26 protein-coding genes, 1 tRNA gene and 6 pseudogenes are annotated in these 22,996 nt (G+C 49.1%); 24 read left to right on the top strand and 9 right to left on the bottom strand.

Going from position 1 to position 22,996, the window contains the following annotated elements:
- Nucleotides 1–20: 20 nt before the first annotated feature.
- Nucleotides 21–227, bottom strand: coding sequence for a SymE family type I addiction module toxin (locus J1C60_RS10405; protein WP_235859168.1), 207 nt, complete (start codon nt 225–227; stop codon nt 21–23).
- Between the two features lie 149 nt (nt 228–376).
- Between J1C60_RS10405 and J1C60_RS18710 the strand changes: the two are divergent.
- The 3 genes and pseudogenes from J1C60_RS18710 to J1C60_RS10395 form a co-directional block, all read left to right on the top strand.
- Nucleotides 377–1,342: pseudogene (locus tag J1C60_RS18710) on the top strand (VENN motif pre-toxin domain-containing protein); the annotation flags it as partial.
- Between the two features lie 108 nt (nt 1,343–1,450).
- On the top strand, nt 1,451–2,239 hold the full coding sequence (locus J1C60_RS18705; protein WP_422645788.1) for a cytidine deaminase-like fold-containing protein: 789 nt from the start codon (nt 1,451–1,453) through the stop codon (nt 2,237–2,239).
- Entirely contained in the window at nt 2,239–2,643 is a 405-nt protein-coding gene (locus tag J1C60_RS10395) for a DUF6911 family protein (protein WP_128176618.1), read from the top strand. Before J1C60_RS18705 ends, J1C60_RS10395 begins: the two co-directional genes overlap by 1 nt.
- Before the next feature lie 58 nt (nt 2,644–2,701).
- On the opposite strand, the gene J1C60_RS10390 is transcribed toward J1C60_RS10395, so the two are convergent.
- Nucleotides 2,702–3,067 carry a SymE family type I addiction module toxin gene (locus tag J1C60_RS10390; protein WP_375139793.1) on the bottom strand — a complete coding sequence of 122 codons (366 nt, stop codon included), beginning with the start codon at nt 3,065–3,067 and terminating at the stop codon, nt 2,702–2,704.
- Between J1C60_RS10390 and J1C60_RS10385 the strand changes: the two genes are divergently transcribed.
- From J1C60_RS10385 to J1C60_RS10370, 4 genes and pseudogenes are all read left to right on the top strand, one after another.
- Nucleotides 3,059–3,250, top strand: a complete 192-nt coding sequence (locus J1C60_RS10385) for a hypothetical protein (protein WP_128176616.1) — start codon at nt 3,059–3,061, stop codon at nt 3,248–3,250. The genes J1C60_RS10390 and J1C60_RS10385 overlap by 9 nt on opposite strands.
- A gap of 65 nt (nt 3,251–3,315) precedes the next feature.
- Nucleotides 3,316–3,538: pseudogene (locus J1C60_RS10380) on the top strand (transposase); the annotation flags it as partial.
- 125 nt (nt 3,539–3,663) lie between these two features.
- Nucleotides 3,664–3,927: a type II toxin-antitoxin system ParD family antitoxin gene (locus tag J1C60_RS10375; RefSeq protein ID WP_061770818.1), complete on the top strand. Its 264-nt coding sequence runs from the start codon at nt 3,664–3,666 to the stop codon at nt 3,925–3,927.
- A pseudogene (locus J1C60_RS10370) lies at nt 3,924–4,121 on the top strand (type II toxin-antitoxin system RelE/ParE family toxin); the annotation flags it as partial. The gene J1C60_RS10375 and the pseudogene J1C60_RS10370, both read left to right, overlap by 4 nt.
- A gap of 56 nt (nt 4,122–4,177) precedes the next feature.
- On the opposite strand, the pseudogene J1C60_RS10365 reads toward J1C60_RS10370, so the two are convergent.
- Nucleotides 4,178–4,327: pseudogene (locus tag J1C60_RS10365) on the bottom strand (transposase); the annotation flags it as partial.
- Nucleotides 4,328–4,421: 94 nt separating this feature from the next.
- Here J1C60_RS10365 and J1C60_RS18700 point away from each other — a divergent pair.
- From J1C60_RS18700 to J1C60_RS10335, 7 genes and pseudogenes are all read left to right on the top strand, one after another.
- Nucleotides 4,422–4,670 carry a transposase gene (locus J1C60_RS18700; RefSeq protein WP_413081138.1) on the top strand — a complete coding sequence of 83 codons (249 nt, stop codon included), beginning with the start codon at nt 4,422–4,424 and terminating at the stop codon, nt 4,668–4,670.
- A 153-nt stretch (nt 4,671–4,823) separates the two neighbouring features.
- Entirely contained in the window at nt 4,824–5,189 is a 366-nt protein-coding gene (locus J1C60_RS18695; protein WP_375139795.1) for a transposase, read from the top strand.
- 407 nt (nt 5,190–5,596) lie between these two features.
- A pseudogene (locus J1C60_RS10355) lies at nt 5,597–5,866 on the top strand (tyrosine-type recombinase/integrase); the annotation flags it as partial.
- Nucleotides 5,838–6,122 (top strand): damage-inducible protein J, encoded by a 285-nt coding sequence (locus J1C60_RS10350; protein ID WP_128176614.1) that lies wholly within the window; start codon nt 5,838–5,840, stop codon nt 6,120–6,122. The pseudogene J1C60_RS10355 and the gene J1C60_RS10350, both read left to right, overlap by 29 nt.
- The gene (locus tag J1C60_RS10345; protein WP_128176612.1) at nt 6,119–6,424 is read left to right on the top strand and encodes a type II toxin-antitoxin system RelE/ParE family toxin; all 306 of its coding nucleotides are present in this window, start codon (nt 6,119–6,121) and stop codon (nt 6,422–6,424) included. Before J1C60_RS10350 ends, J1C60_RS10345 begins: the two co-directional genes overlap by 4 nt.
- Nucleotides 6,425–6,888: 464 nt before the next feature.
- A pseudogene (locus tag J1C60_RS10340) lies at nt 6,889–7,277 on the top strand (VENN motif pre-toxin domain-containing protein); the annotation flags it as partial.
- On the top strand, nt 7,274–7,543 hold the full coding sequence (locus tag J1C60_RS10335) for a contact-dependent growth inhibition system immunity protein (RefSeq protein WP_277925157.1): 270 nt from the start codon (nt 7,274–7,276) through the stop codon (nt 7,541–7,543). The pseudogene J1C60_RS10340 and the gene J1C60_RS10335, both read left to right, overlap by 4 nt.
- Before the next feature lie 296 nt (nt 7,544–7,839).
- On the opposite strand, the gene J1C60_RS10330 is transcribed toward J1C60_RS10335, so the two are convergent.
- Both J1C60_RS10330 and J1C60_RS10325 read right to left on the bottom strand, forming a co-directional pair.
- Nucleotides 7,840–9,353, bottom strand: a protein-coding gene (locus tag J1C60_RS10330; protein WP_445684478.1) for an IS3 family transposase whose coding sequence is annotated in 2 segments (ribosomal slippage) — nt 7,840–8,903 and nt 8,903–9,353 — 1,515 coding nt in all. Because the reading frame shifts where the segments join, the coding sequence is not laid out codon by codon here.
- A gap of 30 nt (nt 9,354–9,383) precedes the next feature.
- A complete protein-coding gene (locus J1C60_RS10325; protein WP_128174090.1) occupies nt 9,384–9,662 on the bottom strand; it encodes a SymE family type I addiction module toxin in 279 nt (92 codons plus the stop codon).
- A gap of 658 nt (nt 9,663–10,320) precedes the next feature.
- Between J1C60_RS10325 and J1C60_RS10320 the strand changes: the two genes are divergently transcribed.
- From J1C60_RS10320 to J1C60_RS10300, 5 genes are all read left to right on the top strand, one after another.
- Complete coding sequence (locus J1C60_RS10320; RefSeq protein ID WP_128174092.1) at nt 10,321–10,815, top strand: DUF2569 domain-containing protein; 495 nt, start codon at nt 10,321–10,323, stop codon at nt 10,813–10,815.
- Nucleotides 10,816–11,053: 238 nt separating this feature from the next.
- Nucleotides 11,054–11,797: a hypothetical protein gene (locus tag J1C60_RS10315; protein WP_235859137.1), complete on the top strand. Its 744-nt coding sequence runs from the start codon at nt 11,054–11,056 to the stop codon at nt 11,795–11,797.
- A gap of 123 nt (nt 11,798–11,920) precedes the next feature.
- Nucleotides 11,921–12,517 carry a hypothetical protein gene (locus J1C60_RS10310; RefSeq protein WP_128174094.1) on the top strand — a complete coding sequence of 199 codons (597 nt, stop codon included), beginning with the start codon at nt 11,921–11,923 and terminating at the stop codon, nt 12,515–12,517.
- Nucleotides 12,517–13,023: a surface-adhesin E family protein gene (locus J1C60_RS10305; protein ID WP_235859138.1), complete on the top strand. Its 507-nt coding sequence runs from the start codon at nt 12,517–12,519 to the stop codon at nt 13,021–13,023. The genes J1C60_RS10310 and J1C60_RS10305 overlap by 1 nt, the downstream gene beginning before the upstream one ends.
- Before the next feature lie 63 nt (nt 13,024–13,086).
- Complete coding sequence (locus J1C60_RS10300) at nt 13,087–13,635, top strand: hypothetical protein (protein WP_128174096.1); 549 nt, start codon at nt 13,087–13,089, stop codon at nt 13,633–13,635.
- A gap of 265 nt (nt 13,636–13,900) precedes the next feature.
- Here the strand turns inward: J1C60_RS10300 and J1C60_RS10295 are convergent, their stop codons facing one another.
- The 3 genes from J1C60_RS10295 to J1C60_RS10285 form a co-directional block, all read right to left on the bottom strand.
- A complete protein-coding gene (locus J1C60_RS10295; RefSeq protein WP_128174098.1) occupies nt 13,901–15,244 on the bottom strand; it encodes an APC family permease in 1,344 nt (447 codons plus the stop codon).
- A complete protein-coding gene (locus tag J1C60_RS10290) occupies nt 15,241–16,149 on the bottom strand; it encodes an acetamidase/formamidase family protein (protein WP_128174100.1) in 909 nt (302 codons plus the stop codon). The genes J1C60_RS10295 and J1C60_RS10290 overlap by 4 nt, the downstream gene beginning before the upstream one ends.
- Nucleotides 16,150–16,644: 495 nt before the next feature.
- A tRNA-Ser gene (locus J1C60_RS10285) sits at nt 16,645–16,732 on the bottom strand.
- 233 nt (nt 16,733–16,965) lie between these two features.
- On the opposite strand from J1C60_RS10285, the gene J1C60_RS10280 reads away from it, so the two are divergent.
- The 4 genes from J1C60_RS10280 (at nt 16,966) to J1C60_RS10265 (ending at nt 20,851) form a co-directional block, all read left to right on the top strand.
- Nucleotides 16,966–18,435, top strand: coding sequence for a peptide MFS transporter (locus J1C60_RS10280; RefSeq protein WP_128174102.1), 1,470 nt, complete (start codon nt 16,966–16,968; stop codon nt 18,433–18,435).
- 61 nt (nt 18,436–18,496) lie between these two features.
- Entirely contained in the window at nt 18,497–19,438 is a 942-nt protein-coding gene (gene ghrA / locus J1C60_RS10275; protein ID WP_128174104.1) for a glyoxylate/hydroxypyruvate reductase GhrA, read from the top strand.
- 76 nt (nt 19,439–19,514) lie between these two features.
- Nucleotides 19,515–20,252, top strand: coding sequence for a phosphatase (locus tag J1C60_RS10270; protein ID WP_128174106.1), 738 nt, complete (start codon nt 19,515–19,517; stop codon nt 20,250–20,252).
- 35 nt (nt 20,253–20,287) lie between these two features.
- Nucleotides 20,288–20,851: a TorD/DmsD family molecular chaperone gene (locus J1C60_RS10265; RefSeq protein WP_128174108.1), complete on the top strand. Its 564-nt coding sequence runs from the start codon at nt 20,288–20,290 to the stop codon at nt 20,849–20,851.
- Nucleotides 20,852–20,918: 67 nt separating this feature from the next.
- Here J1C60_RS10265 and J1C60_RS10260 read toward each other — a convergent pair whose 3' ends face one another.
- Entirely contained in the window at nt 20,919–21,809 is an 891-nt protein-coding gene (locus J1C60_RS10260; RefSeq protein WP_128174110.1) for a DMT family transporter, read from the bottom strand.
- A gap of 341 nt (nt 21,810–22,150) precedes the next feature.
- Between J1C60_RS10260 and J1C60_RS10255 the strand changes: the two genes are divergently transcribed.
- Complete coding sequence (locus tag J1C60_RS10255) at nt 22,151–22,861, top strand: glutamine amidotransferase (RefSeq protein ID WP_128174112.1); 711 nt, start codon at nt 22,151–22,153, stop codon at nt 22,859–22,861.
- Nucleotides 22,862–22,996 lie beyond the last annotated feature (135 nt).

Below are 22,996 nucleotides of genomic sequence, written 5' to 3'. Positions count from 1 at the left end.
TCTACCAGTTGGTTACCGTGTTATCTCTGCGGTTTACTGATCACCTCGATCAGCTCAGTGACCTGCCGTTGCTTACGGGCGGGGAACTTACACACCCTGCGCAACGTCTGCATAATCTCCGGTTCAGGCGGCAGAGGTGGCGGTAGTTCCTGAGTTGTCAGTATCAGGCAACCGGGCATCACACGCACCTTGAGTGGCGTCTCGCTCTCAAATCCCGCCTCATCCAGCCAGCCGCCCTTCAGCGTGATAGACGTTGCCTTGCTGTGCGTCTTCCAGTCACGGTATAGCGACGGGTTTTTAGCGCCGGGGCTTCAGTTGTAACAGCGTTCGAATGAGCGCGGGTCATGACCTGACGGTGCAGGGCAGCAACGTGGTGGGCACGCTGGGGTGGCGTGATATCGACAACCGTGCGGACTATAAAGTTGAGCACCAGAGCGTGGGCGTGAGCTCGGGCGGCGGCATTGGCGGGAATTTTGCGGGCAACATGGCAAATGGTCTGCTGGCGGGGATGAATAGCGAAGGGCATGCGGACTCGACGACGCACGCGGCGGTAAGCGAAGGGACGATACGGGTTCGTGACGGCGAGAAACAGCAGCAGGACGTGGCGGACCTCAGCCGCGATACTGAGCATGCGGCGAACGGCCTGAGCCCGATATTTGACAAGGAGAAGGAGCAGAAGCGTTTAAGGGAAGCGCAGCTTATCGGTGAGATAGGGGATCAGGCTGCGGATATTGCGCGTACGCAGGGTGAGCTTGCGGCGCTGAAGGCGGCGAAGGCATCACGGGATGCGCCGAAAGAGCCGGATGCCGGGGCACCGAAAAAAGAGTGGGACGCATATAATGCCGGGCTGAGGGGATCGAAGGCCTATCAGGACACCATGAAGGCTTACGGGACGGGCAGCACGCTGCAGCGGAGTATTCAGGCGGCGACGGCGGCGGTGCAGGGTCTTGCGGGGGGTGACCTTTCGAAAGCGATAGCGGGAGGCAGCGCGCCTTTTATTGCGAACGTTATCGGCAGTAGCGGGCTGGATGATAAAGGTAAGATACTGGCGCACGCGGCGGTAAATGCGGCACTGTCGGTGGCACAGGGAAATAACGCGCTGGTTGGTGCTTCCGGAGCGGCGACGGCAGAGCTTGTCGGAATGATAGCCGTCAACGCCTACGGTAAACCGGTAAGCGAACTGAGTGAAACGGAGAAACAGACGGTCAGCGCGCTGGCAACGCTTGCGGCGGGACTTGCTGGCGGCCTGACAGGCGGCAGTTCGGCGGACGCCGTGGCGGGTGCGCAGGCAGTGAAGAATGCGGTGGAGAATAACTATCTGAGCAGTACGGAGAAGAGCCGCCAGACGGAGCTGAACCACAAACAGAGCCTGACACCGAAGGAACAGCAGGAGAGGGATGCACTTAACCGTAAGGATGTGGAAACCAGTAAAACCCTGGTCGATGCCTGTATGAGTGGAAGTGCTTCGGCCTGTACAGCAGCCCGGAAGGATGCGCTGGAGAAGCAGGACACCTACCAGAGCCTGGGTTATCAGAATCAGAAGGAAGCACAGGCGGGTTATCAGCAGATACAGCAACTACTTAACGGCACCAGCCCGGAAGCGAAACAGACGCAGGAACTGTTTAACGGCATGGTGGCTGCATACATGCGCACGGGTATGCGTGAAGAGTCTGCGAAATCGGCAGTAGGCTATCAACTGGGTGCGATGTATATCGCTGGCGGGATAGCAGGTATTGGTTCAGGAAAGGCTGTCGAAGGTTCGTTAGCTGGTAAAAATTCCACAGTGAAAGAAAATGCAGGAATAAGACCTACAGTAACAGCAGAACTAGAAGTAAATGGTCAAAAATTTAAAGATACAAATCAAACTGCAAGACTAGCAGAGCAGGCAAATAAAGATCAACCTACATTAATATCAGACAGAGTAACATCTAAAGAGCAAAGCTTGGTGGAGAAGGGAAAAACAAATAACTTACCTTTACCAAACAGTAATATGGCTAATGCTAATGCTGAAATAGGTGCTATACAGCAGGCTTATAATGCAGGTAAGACTCAAGATGCTAACCTGACGATTAATGTAGCAGGTAAAGACGTTTGTAGTTATTGCAGAGGTTATATAGCTGCTGCTCAAGCTTCCGGTGCGAAATCGGTCACGATAAATGCTGTTGATGATAAAACAGGATTACCTAAAACGTACATCTGGGAGCCAGTCATGAAATCCATAAGGGAAATCAATAAATAATGATAAATTTTGAGCTGGGCGGGCATTATTTAGACTATGGTAAGCGTGTGCAACTACCTTTAATAGCGCAACCATCAATAGTTCAAATAATGAGTTATTTAGATATATTGAAGAGCCATGATGGGATATTAGTTCTTGATAATGATCAAGAAGATAACCATATGCCTTACAATATGACACTATATTCTGATAGTGGAATTTTCATGATATTACTTGCAACAAGCATGGATGATGGCGATATAGATGTCAGAACATTTTGTAATAAATCTAGTTCCAAAGATTTTATACTAATACATGGTGAACCATATTCAGAAGCATCAACAGTTAAAGAATTTTCTTCGGTTATAGAAGCATTTAAAGAATTTTATAAAACTGGTGATGTTAGTAGGGAATTATTAGATTGATTTCTTAAATCCCAGCCTTACGGCTGGGATTTACTTTATCTGCCAGCGAGTTACCACTTTATCTCTGCGGCTTACTGATCACCTCGATCAGATCTGTGACCTGGCGCTGCTTACGGGCGGAGAGCTTACAGACCTTACGCAGCGTCTGCATAATCTCCGGTTCAGGCGGCAGAGGTGGCGGGAGTTCCTGCGTGGTCAGCACTAGGCAGCCCGGCATCACCCGCACCTTAAGCGGCGTCCCGGTCTCAAACCCTGCATCAGCCAGCCAGTCGCCCTTCAGCGTAATGGACGTTGCTTTGTTGTGCGTTTTCCAGTCGCGGATATACCCCACGGTATAACGACGGGTTTTTAGCGCCGGGGCTTCAGTTGTAACAACTTCTGGCTTTAGTTGGTTGTGGCCAGCGGGCTGTCGGTGGTGAGACACTCTCAGCTCGCACTAAAAAATCTTTTTCAGTTGTCCGTTCCTGCCTGCTGTACCACCTGGGCTATCACCGCATCCAGCATCTCCAATACCAGCTATGACAGTAAACAGACCTCTTCCGGTGCGGGCGTCAGCCTGTGCGTGCCGCCGCTCTGCTATGGGGCATCGTCGGCCAGCGCCCGGTAATCCCCCCGAAAAACCGGTGTCTTCATAAGTAGAATTTTCTCGTAACCTGAACCGGGGAGAATTCTATGAAAAAATTGCGTTTTACCGACAGCCAGATCATGACCATCCTGAAACAAGCCGAGGCCGGAACGCCGGTGGCTGAGCTGTGCCGCGAGCACGGTATGAGCAATGCCAGTTTTTATAAGTGGTGCTCACGCTTTGGCGGGATGGATGCGTCCATGATGAGCGCCTGAAAGAGCTGGAAGACCAAAACCGCGCCTCAAAAAGATGTATGCCGAAGAGCGGCTCAATGATCCTATGCGAGTAGGCATCCGGCGGAGCATCGGGCGAATGATGCGCCGGAAGTTGCCGATGAAAAATGAGGCAGTTAACTAACAGTTAATAACTGATAGTAACCCAGCGGAGAAACCACCATGCCAACCAGCGTAGCCCTGAGTCCCTACTTCGAAGCGTTCATCCGCGAACAGATAGAAAGCGGACGTTACAACAATACCAGCGAGGTTATCCGTGCCGGGCTTCGGGCACTGGAAGAGCGGGAGCAGCAGATGAAGCTGGAGTCACTACAAAAAGCGGTCAGCGCAGGGATAAACAGCGGGGAGAGCAGGAACGCGGAAGAGGTGTTCGGGCGTCTGTCACGCAAATACCAGCGTATGGCCGAAGGTAAGCAGACGAAATGAAACTGGGTATATCGCCACTGGCAGAACAGGATATGGAAGCTATCGGCGACTATATCGCACAGGACAATCCGGTACGGGCGGTGAGCTTCACGGAAGAGCTGTACCAGCAGTGCCTGTTGATAGTGGAGTCACCGGTTATCTACAGGGAAAGGCCGGAGCTGGGGCAAAGCATCAGAAGTTGCGCTTATGGCCGTTAGCTGATCGTGTTCAGGGTACTTGATACTGAGGTTCGAATAGAACGGCTGCTTTCTTTCAGTTGTCGAATCCATTTGTCCATCGTGGATTTGCCGACATTCATTGCCGTTGCAGCGGCGGCAACGGTGTAGTGCTGATCGATTATAAGCTGGGCAGCTTCGAGGCGAAACTCGTGGCTAAAATTACGTCTGTTACGTCCGGTCATAATGTCACCTGTTTTGACTGTGAGGTGATGATATCACCTCTATTCAGGTGGCCAAATTCAGTGTGCCACTACAGAACGCCACATACCCCTTTTCATGCGCTCGTCTGCGTATAATCTGCATTATGGCGTGCGCCGCCGCGTTCGGAGCCGGGGAGTGGCCGCTGTCCCTGGCGGCTTCATCTTCGCCCTGATGAAGAGCCCGCTTCGCTGTCCAGGCTACACCTGCATAAGCAAGCGGGCAAAGTCGGTGAACGTCAGTTTTAAAACGTCCACCCGGGGCGAAATCGCGCACCTGGCGATTGATTCCACAGGAAGGCCTTCGGTGAAGGTGAATGGAAAGTGAAAAAACACGGCAAAGAGCGCCGTCGTATCTGGCGTAAGCTGCATCTTGCGGTGGATGCAAAAACACATGAAATCAACTGCGACAGACCTGTCGCTGGACAACGTGACGGACTCAGAGGCTTTCCCCGGATTAATCCGGCAGACTCACTGAAAAATCAGGTCAGCCGCTGCGGACGGTGCTTACGACACCCGACTGCGTCACGATGAACTTCGGCGAAAGAAAATCAACGCGCTCATCCCGCCCCGAAAGAGGGCTGGTTACTGGCCCGGGGAGTATGCAGACCGCAACCGTGCAGTGGCGAACGAGCGGCTGAGCGGGAGCAATGCGCGCTGGAAATGGACAACAGGTTATAACCGTCGGTCGATAGCGGAAACGGCGATGTACAGGGTAAAGCAGTTGTTCGGTGGTTTACTGACGCTACGGGACGACGATGCTCAGGTTGCAGAGGCTTTGTCTATGGTGCGCGCGCTGAATAAAATGACGGAGGCAGGCATGCCAGAAAGCGGGCTTATAGCCTGAAAACACGACCGGCTAAGGGAATGTTTACTCCAAATCTGATTTATTCAACAAAGCCCGGTAAATGTTGAAACGCTCAAGATAAATATCGACTTCAAATATGATTAAATGACACATCCCCGTCTTAAAAAAGCGGGGATTTTGCTTTTAGCGGTCAGTTCTTGCTCCGCTTGAAGCAGTCATAGCGGGGCGACACCCGCCTGATAACTGGAACATCACCGGTATCGTTCAGCGCCCCCGGAAATGCCCTGATCCACAGGTTCATCTTCTTCCTGCTGAAGTGGGTGAAGCTTAACCCCTTGGTGCAGCCCCACAGCTCGCGGCTGTTCTTGGTGGTAATGACGATACAGTCGAGGATCACTCTGATTTTTATCGGTATGTCCAGCGTAAAGCCCGCCTGCGAAAACCGGTTTCGACGCCCGATGGCAACGCAGATGCAGGAGAACGGGGCAGACCTCAGATGGATACAGGCGATGCCGGGGCACCGGAGCGTTGAATCCACCCAAATCTACACGCAGGTGAACATCTGGGCTCTGCAGGCGGTGCATGCGAGTACGCATCCGGCAGAGCAGCGGAAGGAAGAGAAAGCTGACAGGCTTGGTAATAACGGTCATAATGACACCACGCCTGACACCACAAAAGGAGCGCGGGATGAGCACGATCCACTTCAGAATAGATGATGAAACAAAACGGCTGGCGATGCAGGCAGCAGAGCGCCAGAAGATGAGCCTGACAGAACTCATGCGCCAGCGGGCTGAAGAACTGGCAGCAGAAGAACGACAGTATCAGGATGGTGAACATGATGCCTGGCTGGAGCAGCAGATAGCCCTGGCGTTCAATCGCTATGATGCAGGTGAAAGCCAGTTCATCAGTAATGACGAAATGAACAGCCATATGGATGAACTGAAAGCGCAGGCAGCGCGGGGCAAGCTGTGACATCAGACGTCCAGTGGGAAATACGGGCACGGGCAGACCGAGAGGCTATCTTCCGCTATTTATATCAGGAAGCGGGCCTGCCGGTCGCCAGCGCGACAGATGATAAGCTCGTCAGTATGGTGAGTATCCTCAGGGAAAACCCACTGGCAGGCGTTAAAGCCGGGAGAACAGCAAAACAGCGTAAACTGGTTGTTCCCCACTTCCCGTTCATTATCGTCTATGTAGCGGAAGAAACAGTGGTTCGTATCCTGCGGGTTCTGCATACATCCCGGAAAGTCGCAAGCCGTTACAGCAGAAGTTAGCGGAGTCACCTGTGAGGCGGATTGTTCGCCGTGCGGCAGAGCGCGGCGTCCGTGCTGCGATCTGCCTTCATCAACAGAGTGCCGCGCGGGGTAAATGGCCGTGCAGCGGCACAGGCAGCCTGCAATATAAAATCCACGGTTGCCGCCGCTCGTCCATTAACCATAATGCGGGAGATTATACGCACTCTCGCGGTGGGCCAGCGCAGCGCACATAGCCCTTCCCGTGCGCTCGACTGCGTACAATCTGCATTATGGCGTGCGCCAGCGCGTTCGGAGGCGGGGAGCAGGCCGCCGTCCCTGTTGGCTCGGACGACCAGGTGAAACAGGATGCAGATAAACAGATAGCTTCCGGTCTTGATGGTTTGCTTGATGCCATAGATAAGGCAACCGAGTGCAGCTTCGGACGTGCCTGTTCATCGGATGAGACAGGTCAGGAATCGAAGCCGAATGTTGCCGGAAATATGACAGATTCGGAGAAGGCTGAGATAGGTGGCTCAGGTTCCGGAACGCCGCCTCCGCCAGAAAATGAGCCTAAACAGCAGAACGGGAAGCCCGTAGAAAAGCTCAATCAGAAGCAAGAAAGTGCTATTAGGAAGATCGATTTTACTATAAAAAATGCTCTGAAAGATCATGATATAACAGGAACTATCAAGGATATGGATAGTAATCCAGTTCCGAAAGAGAACGGAGGGTATTGGGATCACATGCAGGAAATGCAAAATACTCTCAGGGGACTGAGAAATCATTCAGGTACGTTAAAAAATGTAAATAATCCTGAAGCACAGGCTGCATATGGCAGAGCAACCATGTCATTAATAAAATTGAATCAGCTTTAAATGGACATGGGATATGATGACCTTCCGTAAATTGATAGGAAATATCAACGTAACTAAGGAAGCAAGCCAGCAATCCTCGCTTGAACAATGGTTCGAGCGCGTCGTTGATATACCTATTGAAGAGCTGGTGGTAGAGGATCTTTGTCGTGCAATCCGTCAGGAGTTATATGTATCTCAACTGATGCCAAGGGTGTTGGAAGTTATAACTGATGACCCATTGGCTGGAGAATATTACGATGGGGAATTAATAGCTGCACTGTCGACAATAAAAGAAATGATCTAAAAGATCAGAGAAATACTTTTATCCAAATACAACAGATTATAAATCGCATACCGTCCTCAGATATTAATGATGATTTAAAAAAAGATATTTTTAAAATCAACATGATAAACCTATGATGCTAATCCCAACCCTTACGGCTGGGATTTTACTTTATATACCAGCCAGTTACCGTTCTGTCTCTGCGGCTTACTGATGACTCCAATCAACTTCGTGACCTGGCGCTGCTTGCGGGCGGAGAGCTTACAGACCTTCTTCAGGGCGGTAAGTGTCAACGAAGTTGTCATCCCTGACGTTCACTATGCGGCCTGCTTTTCTCGCTCCGGGTTCAGGGTAACCTCCGCTTTCCGCTGCCAGTTTCGCGTTCCCCGCGACCAGCGTTCCGGATGGCGCTCTCTCGCCGCACGGTACAGCATATCTCGCTGACTCAGTAGCGTACGGTCTTCACCATTATGCCGCTGCTCCGGCGTTACGTACCCGATACCGCTGTGACGGTGCTCTGCGTTATACCAGCGGGTAAATTTATCCACCCACTCCCGCGCCTCATCCAGCGTTTTAAAGCCCGACGACGGCCACTGCGGCACATATTTCAGCGTCCGGAACAGTGATTCAACGTACGCATTGTCATTGCTCACCCGCGGCCTGCTGTGCGACGGCGTGATTTTCAGCTCTGCCAGCTTTACCTGCAGCGTCTGCGACCTCATTGCTGCACCGTTATCTGCGTGCAGCACCAGAGGGTGTCGCCAGCAGCGTTCCCGTAGCACCGTCCTTTGCATCAGCACCGCTGCCTGCTCGCCGCTTTCCGTTTCACAGACTTCCGCGCCGGTGATTTTACGGCTGAACACGTCCTCAATCAGGTACAGATAGTACCAGCGCCCCCGTACCACCGACGGCAGCCAGGTGATGTCCCATGTCCACACCTGCCGCGGCCCCGTTGCGGTATATGTCCGGGGCGGCGTTACCCGTTCCGCCCGCCGCTTTCGTCCCCGGTAATGCACTTCGCCGTGACGGCGCAGTATCCGGTAAAAGGTCGACTCGCTCGCCAGGTAAATCCCCTTATCGGCCAGGCGGGGGACTATCTGTGACGGTGGCAGACTTGCATATTCCGCCTGATGACAGGTGTCCCGTATCTGCATCTCCTCCTCTGCGCTGAGGCGGTTCGCCGGAGCCGGTCTGATAGCTGCCGGACGCCCGTCCTCCGGGTGCTTTTGCCAGCGTCGCCAGGTGCGCAGGCTCAGATTGACCTCCCGGCAGGCAACGGCACACCGGGCTCCGGTGGCTACCGCTTCATTAATCCACACAATGAACTGCTGACGTTCATTCTTTGGGGTCAGTCGTCCCCGTCGGTTTCCCCGTAGTAATCCCTGAGCTTTTTTCGCAGCACCAGTATCGCGGCCGCCTCCGCCAGCGCTTTCTCCTTGCGGGTCAGCTCTTTTTCCAGCTGTCTGATGCGTTTCTGGCTCTGCTTCAGGGCTGCCTTATCATCCGGCACGGAGGTCTGCAAAAATGCCTGCTTCCACTGCGTCAGCTGCTCCGGATACAGTCCTTTTTTACGGCAGTACTCCGCCACCTCAGCTTCTGAAAGCGTGGCCGTTTCCACGATGGCGGCGAAGCGGGCCTCCGCAGGCCACTGTTCACTGCTCCTGTCTGCACCGGGCACCGGTTTTCCCTCCTGTTTAGCCTGATTACGCCAGTTATAGAGGGTAGCTTCAGATATTCCTTCCATCTGCGCAACGGCGGAAACGGTCATGTTGTAAGGAGGCAGCAGTTTTGCCATCACGCTGGCCTTTCGTTCGGGGGAAATACGTTTCATCTGTCACTCCATCACCCTCAGATTGATTTTTCAGAGGAGGTGACAACTATGCTGACACTGAGGGAGGGCCTGCATCAGTGCCGGCTCTGGTTCCTGCGCGGTCAGCACCAGGCAACCCGACATCACCCGAACCTTGAGCGGTATCCCGGTCTTAAACCCCGCCTCAGCCAGCCAGCCGCCCTTCAGTGTGATGGAGGTGGCCTTGCTGTGCGTCTTCCAGTCACGGATATATCCCACGGTATAGCGGCGGGTTTTTAGTGCCGGGGCTTCAGTTGTAACAACTTCTGGCTTAGTATCGTGCTTAGCCATAATCAACTCCTGTTCAGTTGGTTGTGGTTAGCGGGCTGTTGGTATTAGCGCGCCTCTTCACTTAGCGTTAAAAAATATTATGTTTAGTTGTAAGAATTTTCCTACCACGCTGATGTTTCTTACTGAAGAAGGGGTTTTTGTTAAGGACGACTGGCGTTCATGCCTGAATACAGGGCAAATAAAGTAAAGATATTCTAAAGTTTTGTGTTGTGTCATCGATCACATATGCTATAATGCTTCCATAATGTTTGATATGGTTATTTTTTTACGTTCGGTATGAATATGGCTGGTGATTTACGGTAAAATATTCATTTTAATTATAGGTATGTCATTTAAAATGATGGGTGTTTTGCTGTAACAAAATCTTCTTTTTATGAACCCCGCTTTTTATGTAAAAACCTGAAAGTAAAATTAAATCCTTTCTGATATTGATTTTTAAATAAACTGAAAATACCTGTAGCCCAGAATGTTAGTAGTTCTTCTGAACATAGCTTCAGAACCAGCCTTCGATAAACTAAGAAGCTTTCATTCCGATCTGAAGGTATCAGATATATATTATACCGTTGAGCGGTGTGTTAGAGGGATACGCAAGGATTGTATATCCTCAGGATAGTGTGTTGTCACCCCAGATCTGAGAATCCATGGAAAAGGAGAATATATGGAATGTATAAAATGTAATGAGCAGGCTGTTGCTGAGTCTGATTATTGTGCTGCTTGTGAGAAAAAAATTTTTAGCAGGCCTGGCGGCTGGCTTTGGTTGCCCTTAACCGGGCTTGCCTTTATGAACGGTACACTGGTTGTTAGTATAGTACGTGCCGTTCAGGTCCTTTTTCAGGCTAATGGTATTCTTGATAATAAAATTAAAGCGTTAATTTATTATGATGTAATAATGATGCTTATTCTGTTAGGTGTTGGAATTTATATTGCAGGTATGTTTTTCAGAAGAAAAAGAACGCTGCCTAAGTTTTATATTTTTTTTCTTATTCTTATGATTGTATTTGAGATCTCTGACGTCTGGATGGCAAACTATTTTTTGAAAATGACTGTTAATGCAGATGATATTAAACGTATTGGTCAGCGGATGTTTCATGCTGCAATTTGGATACCTTATTTTTTGGTGTCACTTCGAGTAAAAAAAACCTTTATCAGGTAAATTCTATGGGCTCTATGGGGTGTTATATAACTATAGTGATTTAAAAAATAACATTAAAAATAGTAGAGCTTGGTATTTTAATAATTTAATTAGTAGAGTGCTGGTGATACATTGTAATTTATTTTTTAATTGTTGATCTTATAGTGATTTTTGGCTCTTGTGAAAAATATTCTCACGAATTATTGGGGTGTTCGACTGTTCTTTAATCATGGTTAAGTCCTTATTGCAGGGGCTGACAATGATAAAATTAAATGGATGTAATGACATCTACGTTAAAAATAGCGTATCAAAAGGAGATTTTATGAAGTATTTTTCTTGTGTGGTTTTGATTTTTTCTCTGGGTCTTACAGGATGTAGTCTGATGCCCAAAGCCGGGATGCTGTCTCAAAAAGAGGTAGCAGAAACCGATCGTAGTATTGTGGATGGGAAAACAACAGTATCAGAATTAGTTGCTTTATATGGTGATAAACCGTTAGCAGAAAAAACCCTTCAAGGGAAAAAGGTGCTCAACTGGAAACAGAGCTGGAGCTCTGGTTTTACTGCCGATACCACAGTACTCAGTGTGCTGGTCGATAATAATATTGTTATCAGGCATGCTGTTCTCAGGCATAAATCAAGTGCAGATTTCAGTTTTTTGAAGAAAATTTCTGATAATGATTTGAATGCATTTATTACAGTAGGGAAAACCACCCGACAAGATGTTGAGAAAAAATACGGCAAGCCAAACAGTAACTCCTTTGACGATGACGGTAATCCTGTAATGCTTTATATCTATGCTGATTCAAATAAAACCAAATATGGCTGGATACCTAATGTAGGTGGGGTTATTCAGGGGCTGGCAGGGTCGGAAGATGTTAAACTCACCGTTTTGCGCGTTTTCCTTGATAGTCATGGTGTAGTGGGATCTTATAATCTGAAAATAAATAATTATCGGCAAGGTGTGGGAATACTTAATGCAGAAGGGCTAAAAGAAGTTAATTAATTTCTGAAAATATTCATCTGATTATTAATTTTAAGCATTTACAATTGGAATTCGCGATTCCTGTCGATGTTAAGGGGACAAGAATCGCTACTCCCCCTCTTTTTTAAATATCAAGAATGCATTATGAAATACCTGATAACACTGGCATTAGCCTTAAGTCTGGTTGGTATAGCTAAAGCTGAAACGCTTCCAGAAAGCCTGCTGAGTTGTGACAGCAATTTTTTCAGCACATTATATAAGCAACGGGCGTCGTTTAATAAAATCATGCCGCTTTCTATTGATAAGGCGCGCCATGCATGGTTTTCAAACAAAAATAATAGTCAAGAAACATGGTTTATCCACCCCGCCCAGGTTGGGCAGTTGACGCTGTCTGGCTATTGGCAGGAAAATAGTGATTTGAAAGACTTGGGGAAATATTACTTTTGGGGGCTTATCATCGATGAATCCCCGGATATTGTCATTGCAACATTATCAGGTGTGAACTGGAAAAAAGCAGGTGATGAGTATTTTGCGAATACGATGATTAAACAGATCGGCGACCGTGAATGGCAGATTAATACAGGAGCGGCAAGTGGTATCGCGCCCTCGAAAGGCAGTCTGGAGAAACTACTGATACTGGACGAGTATAAAGGAAAATCGAGGTTGCTCTGTTCTCTTCAGGGGAGTGTAACTCAGGCAGATTTACTGCCACTACGTCCTGATCTTGCAGATAAAAAATAATGAAAATACTGATATTTTTCACAGCAGTGATATTACTTGCTGGCTGTAATAATCAGAGTAAATTACAGGGTCAACAAATTGAGCCACGTCCTACAGGGTTGGTTAAGCTCCTGGAAGATGATACTGGTGGTATGTATGCAGATATGCGCAATATTTCCAGTTACCAGGGCAATACACATTTGCGGAGGTTTTCTCTTATCAATAATTACATCGATGCACGCCGTGTGCAAACTGATCCGCCTGTTTATATTGCCAGTTCAACGGTAATCAATGTTGTGAACTGCGATACTAAGATGAGGGCACAATTTGAAAGGATATACTTTTCCCGCTATTGGGGTGACGGTGATGTTATCGCAAAGCGGAGTTCTGTTGGTCAGTGGGAAGTATTTCCCGCGGAGTCATTAATTGGCATCGTTGCCAGCGCTGCCTGCAGTATTGATGCTACCCATTTAAAGTCTGAACTTCCCAGGGATACGCGCCCATCGCTACTCGGGGAATTTAATTAGTTTTCGCTATGTTTTACCTCGTGTTTTTATCTGTATTAAGGATTAAGGATTAAGGATTAAGTAATGAAGTGTGAGAAGATTTATGTAGTTTCATTTTTAGCGGTTTTATTATCTGGATGTCAACTCGATATGAAACGTTCTGTTGAGGATTATAACGGAAGCGATGCGGCGAAAATAAGAGTGTTGGATGAGGGTAAACTCAGTTTGGATTTTTATGAGAAGGATGGTGATTGCTACAAGTCAACTGAAACCAGAAAGTTAACATCGGCCTTCCATTTTTCGTTGTTGAGTTCTGCTGATTACAGCACTGGTTTTGAGAAAAAAATAAACATGAAAACACCAAGCAGTTTTGGGAGTAAAAAAGTGAAGGAGTATGCAATAAAGGCAGGTCAACCCTTCGTAATTACTAACACAAATACTGTTTCTGATTATTCTGGAAATAATCTTGTTTATACTAAAAGGACATCTTTTATACCGGAGAGTAATCATGAATATGAGATTTATGCAAAACCCCCGGAATACATAAGAAGTGCTGGAGATATAGTTATCAGTGATTTAACCACACATGAAAGTGTCAAAGAGTGGAAAGACAGAGACTGTAAGAACAAATAACGGTTCTGATCAATAATCCCGTTACAAACGGTAAAATCTCTAAATCAGCCAGCGAGATTTTACCGTTTGCGCCAGTCAGCAACCGGCTTATTGCTGCGGCTTGCTGAACACTACAGTATGAGTGATGGTGGCGGTTGAAATATATAAATATTTACGTCGTTGATGAGTGTTCTGGAACCATCGGCGACAGCAGTTGCCCTCACGCGTGTTTACGCTTGGGGGAATATTCAGCCATACCCAAGCGGGCATGGCTGATCGCAGTGCATTACTCTGTAATATTGTAAACCGTGGGGGTTTTCTTGTAGAAACCCGTTTTGGCAATCCCAATCACGATCCCAATAGCCAGCCAGATAAAACCAATCTTCAGCGTATCGCTATCAAAATTAATCCACACATAGCAGAGGATAAGTGTCCCCAGTAATGGAAGAATGAGGTTAGTCAGAATATTCATAAATCCGCTGCGTTGTTTATCGCGAATAAAAAACAACCAGAATACGCTGATGTTCAGAATAATAAATGAGGTCAGTGCGCCGAAGTTGATCAGCTTTGCCAGAAAATCCACTGACAGGGAAACACCGAGAATCAGCGAAAGCACCGCAATCGCAATAATGCTCATGTAGGGGGTGCGGTAAGTCGGATGGATTTTAGACAGCATGCCCGGTAAAAAGCGATCGCGCGCCATTCCGAAGACTACGCGCGAAGCCGCCGCTTGTGCTGCCAGAGTGTTTGCGATACCCACCGCGACAATATTAACAATCAGTAAAAATACTTTCAGCGGCGTGCCGCCAGCCAGATAAGCAGCATCAAAGAATGCGTTGTTATCATCCATTTTGGTATAGTCCGGCTGAATCAGGGTAGCAACGTAGCACTGGACAATAAACAGACCACCAATAATCAGTAATGCAGTGATAATAGCATTGCCGACATCCTTCTCCGGTTTTTTCGCTTCTTCGGCAAGCGTACTGATGCCATCGAATCCGAGAAAGGACAGGGCGGCAATGGTCACTGCGGTACCAATGAATGAGGGGTCAATCACACCGGTCTGGTAAATCGGTGACAGGGTAAATGCACCTGTGCCACCCCCGTGCATGATGTAGGTAATACCGAAGTATAAAAATATCACCAGCGCAATGCAGGAGAGAGTGAAAATAAAGATGTCAGCCTTTGCTGTCTTTTCGATGCCACGAATATTAATCAGTGTGTTGATGGAAATAAATACGATCACCCATACCCAGGCCGGAATTGCGGGTAACAATTCAGCACACCAACTTGCCGTTAAGGCATATAACAGTGCCGGGGCAAACAGGTAATCAAGTAATATTAGCCACCCCGCGAGAAAACCGATATGTGGATTCGTCGCTTTGTTGACATAGGTATAAATTGAACCGGCCATATGAAAACGGCGGCTCATTTTACGGTAGCTGAGTGCGGTAAAAACAATGCAAACGACGCCCACAATATAAACTAATGGCGCCATGCCGTGGCTGGATTTGCTGACAAAGCCAAAAATACTCATTGGGGCAATAACCACCATAAAGACCAGGCCGTAAATCACCAGATCTTTATAGCTCAATACGCGTTTCAGCGATAAATTTTCCGCTTTACTCATGATTTCACCTCTGACTGAAACAATGGCTTATCGGCGCGTTTGGGCACACCAACGCGTACGATTAAGTCGATAGCACAGGGTTTACAGGCCTGACATATCTCGACATCTGCTTGCAGGCTCATATAGAGATAGGTATCTGTTTCGTCCCACTCATAGCGCCGGGCGATCAATGTTTGTAGCTGGCGAGACGCTTGTTTTAAGGCCTCTGGATAATCCTGTGCGCAGGCGATGGCATACCATTTATCGGGTGTTTCAAGCACTGGCCAGCTAAGAGGCTGCTGTTTAAGTACGGTGACTTTTACGTCCACTTCCCCGCAAATTTCAAGCCCTGTTCCACACAGTTCACCGTCACCCATTACTCCATGCAAATCACCGATGGAGAGTAATGCACCACTGACCTGAACGGGAAGATAGACTTTAGCGCCTTTTTTAATCAGCTTGCAGTCCATATTGCCACCGTGGGGGCCGGGAAAACCGCAGGGCACATGCTCATTCGCAGGCGCCACACCAATCACACCGATCATCGGGGAAATCGGGAAACTATGATCGTTAAATTGCACCATCCCTTCGTTAATCGTCAGCGGTTTAGTGCGGATCTCCTGCCACTCGGCAAGGGGGCCACATCCTGGCAGGGTTGTCACAACACCCCGACTGGAAACGCGAATATCGATAATTTCCACTAACAGAACGTCACCCGCTTCTGCCCCGTCAATAAATACCGGGCCGGATGCGGGATTGGCACGGTCGTAATTGAAGTCAGTGGTGAGGTCCTCTTTCGTGTTGATCAGTCCGGTAAAACAGTCCTGGGTAATAAAACGTAAATGATCGCCACTGTTTGCTTTCTGCTGTGGTGGGTTATTTGCGGAAAATTTATAGTAATAATCAGTTAGTGGGGCCGTACTCATCTCATTTTCTCCGAGCTATATACAAAGGCACAAGCCATTCACACTTATGCAATTAGTGTTCCGACCAGACGCCGGGATATAGCCTGCCAGACAGGGTTGCTCAGGGTTTTATAATAAAATTTTCATTTTTTATGGTTTTAAATTTTATTGTTTTTGGTTTTATTATGTTTTTATTAATGTCTTATAGGGAAATGCTCGAATTTACGGTTTTTTACACTCGGGGGATGTATCGAATAAAAGAGGCGAGCCGCCTTCAGGAGGAGATGCCAATGAACTGTACTCGCTCAGTGTTTGGCGGTGTTGATGCAGAACTGATACACCCGCTGAAAAGCGGCATGACGCTAATAAAAAAGCTTACGCACCAAATATGTGCATCGGAATACCCATTATGGTGCATTGCACCATAATGGGTATTCCGTGGAACAGGCCATACGGTGAGGGGGGCGACAGGCAATAAAAAAAGCCCGCATTGGCATGCGAGCTCTTCTTTAAATATGGCGGTGAGGGAGGGATTCGAACCCTCGATACGTTGCCGTATACACACTTTCCAGGCGTGCTCCTTCAGCCACTCGGACACCTCACCATAACTGCTATCGGCAACCGGGTTGTCGACGGCGCTAATGTAGGGATTTCCCAACACCCAGTCAACGTCCTTTCGTTATATTCAGGCGCATTTAAACAGATTTTCAGCATATTGATGATAAAATCAGCAACTGGTCCAATAAACATCTTCATTCACATTTTCTCGCCTGCATAAGCAAAGCTTTATGCGCATAATAATGCGCAAATTATGATGTGAAAATCACAGAGGTCAGAGTGACACAATCAACTGATGCGCAATCCCACGGCATTCCAGCCGGCTCGGGTGCGCTATTTTTTATCCAGATTTTTGCCACGCTCGGCTTTGCGGTGCTTTATTCGACGCTGGTACTTTATGCGACCAAGCGTCTGGGATTTAGCGATGCTGAAGCCAACACCATGATGGGGGTGTTTGGCGCATTTAATTATGGCCTGCACCTGTTTGGCGGCTATCTCGGCGGGCGCTTCCTGAGTAACCGCAACCTGTTTGTGTTGGGGATGATATTACAGGTGGCAGGGTGCTGGGTTCTGGCCGGACAAAGCACGGAAGGGCTTTACTGGGGGCTGGCGATGTTCCTTACCGGCAGCGGTCTGAATGTCACTTGCATCAACATGATGCTGACGCAGCGCTTTTCTCCGCACGATAATCGTCGTGAAAGCGCATTCTTGTGGAACTATGCGGGAATGAACCTCGGTTTCTTCATCGGCTTCACTGGCGCGGGCTATTTCCAACTTTCTGAGCATTATCACGCACTATTTCTCTTTGCCACCGTTGGTAATATCCTCGCGATTATTATCTCTCTTTTCCGCTGGAAGGCCCTGGCCGATATTGATACACCACTGCTGCATGTCAGTCACACCCAACTCCGGCAGCGGATGTTAGTGGGTATCGCCATTTTAGTGATACTGGTGCCTGTCATCCGCGTGATGCTGACGCACGCGGATTTTACCGGCTCTTTTGTTATTGCTCTTGGTGTTCTGATCTTTCTCTTACTCTGTTTGACCACGCTGCGTCACCGTCCGCGTGATGAACAGCGCCGGATGGCAGCATATCTGCTGCTGGCGCTGGGTTCGCTGGTGTTCTGGGTTCTGTATCAATTGGCTCCGATGGGACTGATGCTTTTCATTGAACATAATATCAATCTCAATGTTTATGGCATTCAGATCGCGCCGCAATGGGTTCAAAACCTTAATACGCTGGTCATCGTTTTTGGTGGGCCGCTGCTGGCGCTGTACTTCCGTAACTTGCGTGAACGTGGCTGGCGTATCGATATTCCGCTGCAGTTCGCTGCGTCTCTGTTCTGCATTGGTCTTGGTATGCTGGTGTTACCGTTAGGGATCATGCTGGCGGGTGGCGACGGCATGGTGACTTTCAAATGGATTGTGATCAGCTACGTACTGCAAAGTATTGGTGAACTACTGATTTCACCTATTGGGTACGCAATGATCGGCAAGCTGGCTCCTGCACGCTATCAGGGGATCATGATGGGCTGCTGGATGATGGTTACCGGCGTTGCATCCGTACTGGCAGGTTATGTTTCAGGGCTAATGCCGGATAATGTTGACGCGACGCCGCTTGTGACTAACCCAGGCTATAGTCAGGTCTTCAGCGGGTTAGGATGGGGATCGGTGGCTGTCGGGCTTGTCATGGTTTGCCTGATTCCCCTGCTGCGGAGGCTCATCCAGCAGACTCAGGTGCAGCCATAATCGGCAGAGGTTGACTGCTGAACGGTAGCCTTTCCCTGCGCGATTTATAACAGGAGGAAGCATGGACATTATTTTTTACCATCCAACGCTTGATGCCGAACCTTGGGCACGAGGGTTAAAGCAGCGTCTTCCCGGTGTGAATGTGCGGCAATGGCTGCCGGGCGATAGCGGGGCGGCAGATTATGCATTGGTGCGAATGCCACCGATTGAGATGCTGCAAGGGCGTCATGCCCTCAAGGGTGTTTTCGCCCTGGGGGCAGGCGTTGATGATATTCTCACTGCGCTGAAAAAACATCCGGCTATGTTGCCGCCTTCTGTCCCTCTGTTCCGCCTCGAAGATACCGGAATGGGCCTGCAGATGCAGGAATACGCCGTTTACACGGTCCTTGGCTGGTTTCGCCGCTTTGATGACTATCGGCTGCAAAAACAGCAAGTGTGCTGGCAGCCCTTGCCTGGCTATAGCCGTAAAAACTTCGTGATTGGCATTCTTGGCGCGGGCGTACTGGGACGCAGTGTCGCTGACAGCTTAACCCGCTGGGGATTTAGCGTACGCTGCTGGAGTCAATCACCTAAAGATATTGCGGGTGTAGCCAGCTATCACGGTGTCGGGCAGTTTCGTGATTTTCTCGCGGGTACCCAGGTGCTGATCAATCTGTTGCCACATACGCCGCAAACGGTAGGGATAATCAACCTTGAGGTTCTCAATCAGCTAAACGCGGGCGCCTTTGTGCTGAATCTGGCAAGGGGAGCGCATCTGGTAGAAGCTGACCTGTTGAGCGCGCTGGATGCAAACCATATTAAAGCGGCGGCGCTGGATGTGTTTATCACCGAACCTCTGCCAACGACTCATCCACTGTGGCTCCATCCCCGTGTTGCTATCACGCCGCATAATGCTGCTGTAACATTACCCGATGAGGCTATGGATTATATCGCCAGCGCGATTCAACTGCGCGAGGCGGGTGATATGCCCTCGGGACGAGTTGATCTCGAAAAGGGTTATTAATTTTCCAGATTACGGGAAAGCGATCATCGCGGGCAGGGAGGTGCTATTCTTGCCCTATGACTAAGGAGAGGAAACCATGTATCCTGTTGATCTTCATATGCACACCGTTGCCAGCACCCATGCATACAGTACGCTACACGACTACGTCGCGCAGGCAAAAAAGCGTGGTATTAAACTTTTTGCGATAACCGATCACGGCCCGGATATGGCGGATGCGCCGCACTACTGGCATTTTGTCAATATGCGCGTATGGCCTCGGATGGTGGATGATATCGGCATTTTACGCGGCATTGAAGCCAATATTAAAAACAGTGCGGGTGAGATTGATTGTAGCGGCCCGATGATGGATGCCATGGATCTGATTGTGGCCGGGTTCCATGAGCCAGTTTTTCCACCACAGGATAAAACCGCGCATACCGAGGCGATGATTGCCGCGATGGCGAGTGGCCTGGTGCATATTATTAGCCATCCTGGCAATCCCAAATTCCCTGTTGATATTCCAGCAATCGCTGAAGCCGCGGCAAAATATGATGTTGCGCTTGAGATCAATAATTCATCGTTTACTCATTCGCGCTTAGGCAGTGAACCTAACTGCCGTGCAATTGCGGCGGCGGTACGGGATGCGGGAGGACGCCTCTCTTTTGGTTCTGATTCACATACAGCATTTACGTTGGGCCATTTTGATCACTGCCTGCGTATCATGCGTGAAGTGGATTTTCCTGAAGATCGCGTATTAAACGTTACCCCACGTCGTTTATTAGACTTTTTAGAAATGCGCGGTGGAAAACGAATAGAAGAATTTGCTGTTATGTGACAATGTCACTTTTAAATCTGACTGGAATGAATTGAATGAATGAGTTTTCCGTAATTTGCCGCATCCTTGGTTCGCTGTTTAACCGCCAACCGCAGGACCCACTGCTGGTACCGCTCTTTACCCTGATCAGGGAAGGAAAATTGCAGCAACACTGGCCGCTTGAGCAGGATGAACGGCTCGCACAGCTACAGAAAAATAGCGATCCCCAGTCGTTGGCTGCAGACTTTAACGCGCTGTTTGTTGGAAGTGACTGTAAGGTTTCTCCCTACGGCTCGCAGTGGGATCAGGGACCGCAGGAGGCAGAGGTGCGCGCTTTTCTGAGTTCGCGTGGTATGCCACTGACCGATGCACCAACAGACCACATCGGCGCTTTGCTCCTTGCGGCTTCATGGCTGGAAGACCAGTCTGAAGAAGATGAAATTCAGGCACAAATCGCGCTGTTTGATGACTACCTGATGCCGTGGTGTGGTGCTTTTCTCGGTAAAGTTGAAGCGCACGCGACGACCTCTTTTTACCGTACGCTAGCGGCCATGAGCCGTGAGTCGATCCAGGCGATGCGCGACGAGCTTGAAGACGAGCGTGGAACGCAAACGGAATAACACCACTGGCTGCTGGCGCATTATTGGTTAATGCGCCAGCAGCCATATTTTCTGGTTAAATGGACGTTTAGCGTCGGCGTTGCGGGAATTTTGGAAAACGCGCGTGCATGCGCAGGTTTCGCAGATTTATCACTGAAATAGCCGTACCAAGAATCACCAGCAGCGCCCCGGTCAGTTTAAACAGGTTCATGCTGTCACCCAGTACCAGCACACCCATAATCACCGCTAATACCGGCGTCAGCAGTGAATAGGGCATAATCAAATTAACGTTATATTTCTTCAATAGCCCATACCATAGCGAGTAAGCAACAATCGAAGAACATATGGCGCTGTAAAGAATGCCAAACCAGCCACGCCAGGACGCGTGTGTGATTGCCGTAAGCTGATCGGACTCCAGCAATAAAGAGGCGAGGCCAACAATCGGAACCGCGAGAAAGGAGATCCACCCTGTCATGGTGAGGGGTTTGATGGGGGGGGATTTTTTAACCAGTAAATTACTGATAGCCCAACCTACTGCGCTGCATAATAGCAGGCACAATACCCACCAGCGAGGGATGGTTGGGCTCCCGGTCAGCACGACGACGCCACTCAGTGAAATCGCAATGCCTGCCAGTTGGACCAGGGTCAACTTCTCTTTAAGAATCAGCATCGCCAGCAGCATTGCGAAGGGCGTGCCAAGCTGTACAACAATGGCGCTGGTCCCCGCATCGGTATAATTGATGCCGACAAACAGTAGCGAAAAATGCATAAAGCCAAAGGTAAATGCCAGCGGCACCAGATAGCGAAGCTGCTCACGAGTAACACGGGTAAATGGAACCAGAATAATGGCGACAACCACAAAACGCATAAACGTCATAAAAAGCGGAGGCAGATCGGTCAGGCCCCATTTTATTGCGACGTTGTTAAATGCCCAGATCGAAACGACCAATAAAATTAAGAAAAAATGACGCAGTGCCACGACGAAATCCTTAGTTGCAACCCGTTAATACTCATTATGCTCGCCCTATTTTACGTGGTTAATCATGACACGCATATGCCGATTTCGCGGCTGAAACAGATTAATTTTTTATTTACATTGAGTCATAAGAACGCATAAAAAGTTATGAGACGCGTTATCGAAGAAGTGGCAAACTGAATGTCAATTATTCGTGTTTTTCACCCGGCAGCAGGGCTTGTCCGCCTCGTCTGGGCGGCCCGGTAACTTATCGATGTCACTGCCCAAGCTAAAGACTGAACGCTGTCCCGCAGCGCGAATTATTTAGGGTTATCCTCACTTTTTAATAAGGATCTTCATTCGTTATGCCGCACTCTCCTAAGGCGCCCCTGGCAATTGTTCAACTGGGTATACCTCCAGCCGCCGTCAGTGCACGCGTTGGTGAGCAGGCGGATTGGTTTATTCAGGCGCTGAACTTACAGCAGGGTGAATATTGTATTATCCGTCCCCATCTGGGGGAAAGTCTGCCGGATTATGCCACTCTTTCAGCGGCGATCCTTAGTGGCTCCTGGGCAATGGTAACAGACCACGCCGACTGGAGTGAACGCACTGCCGCCTGGATTCGTGGCGCAATTGATTACCGATTACCCTTATTGGGGGTGTGCTACGGCCATCAGCTAATGGCCTATGCGCTCGGCGGTACCGTGGCAGATAATCCTCAAGGGTGGGAGCGTGGAAGGGTGATCGTTGAGCAATTTGGGAATAGCGACCCGCTTCTCGCGTCGTTACCCACGCAGTTTCCCGTCTGGCTTTCTCACCGACAAACGGTGCTAATTCCACCTCAGGGCGCGCAGGTGCTGGCACGATCGCCATTGGACGCTTGCCAGATCATCCGCTATACACCTGAGGCGCTTTCGGTACAGTTTCATCCGGAGTTTGATGCACACATTATGGCGGCCTGCCAGCCAGCAGATACCGCGTTTGCATATGATGATTCGCAGGCACCTGACTGGGCAAGAAGTGTGCTTGTGCAGTTTTTGCACCGTGCGATAACACCGCAGGTAAACGTGTTTTGACCTTTCAGCCAGCCACCGCTGGCGAAACTTTCCCCGTTCCTTGAAGCGACTTCACATTTTCATTCTGCGCGATCTGACATCCTCGTTTCGGTCATTTAATGTTAATAACAGGTTATTTATTTGTTAACTGGTTTT

The organism is [Pantoea] beijingensis, assembly GCF_022647505.1.
In the GTDB taxonomy this organism is placed as follows: Bacteria; Pseudomonadota; Gammaproteobacteria; order Enterobacterales; family Enterobacteriaceae; genus Erwinia; species Erwinia beijingensis.
Note: the sequence above shows the minus strand (reverse complement) of the source record. Positions and strands in the feature narration are given on the sequence as shown.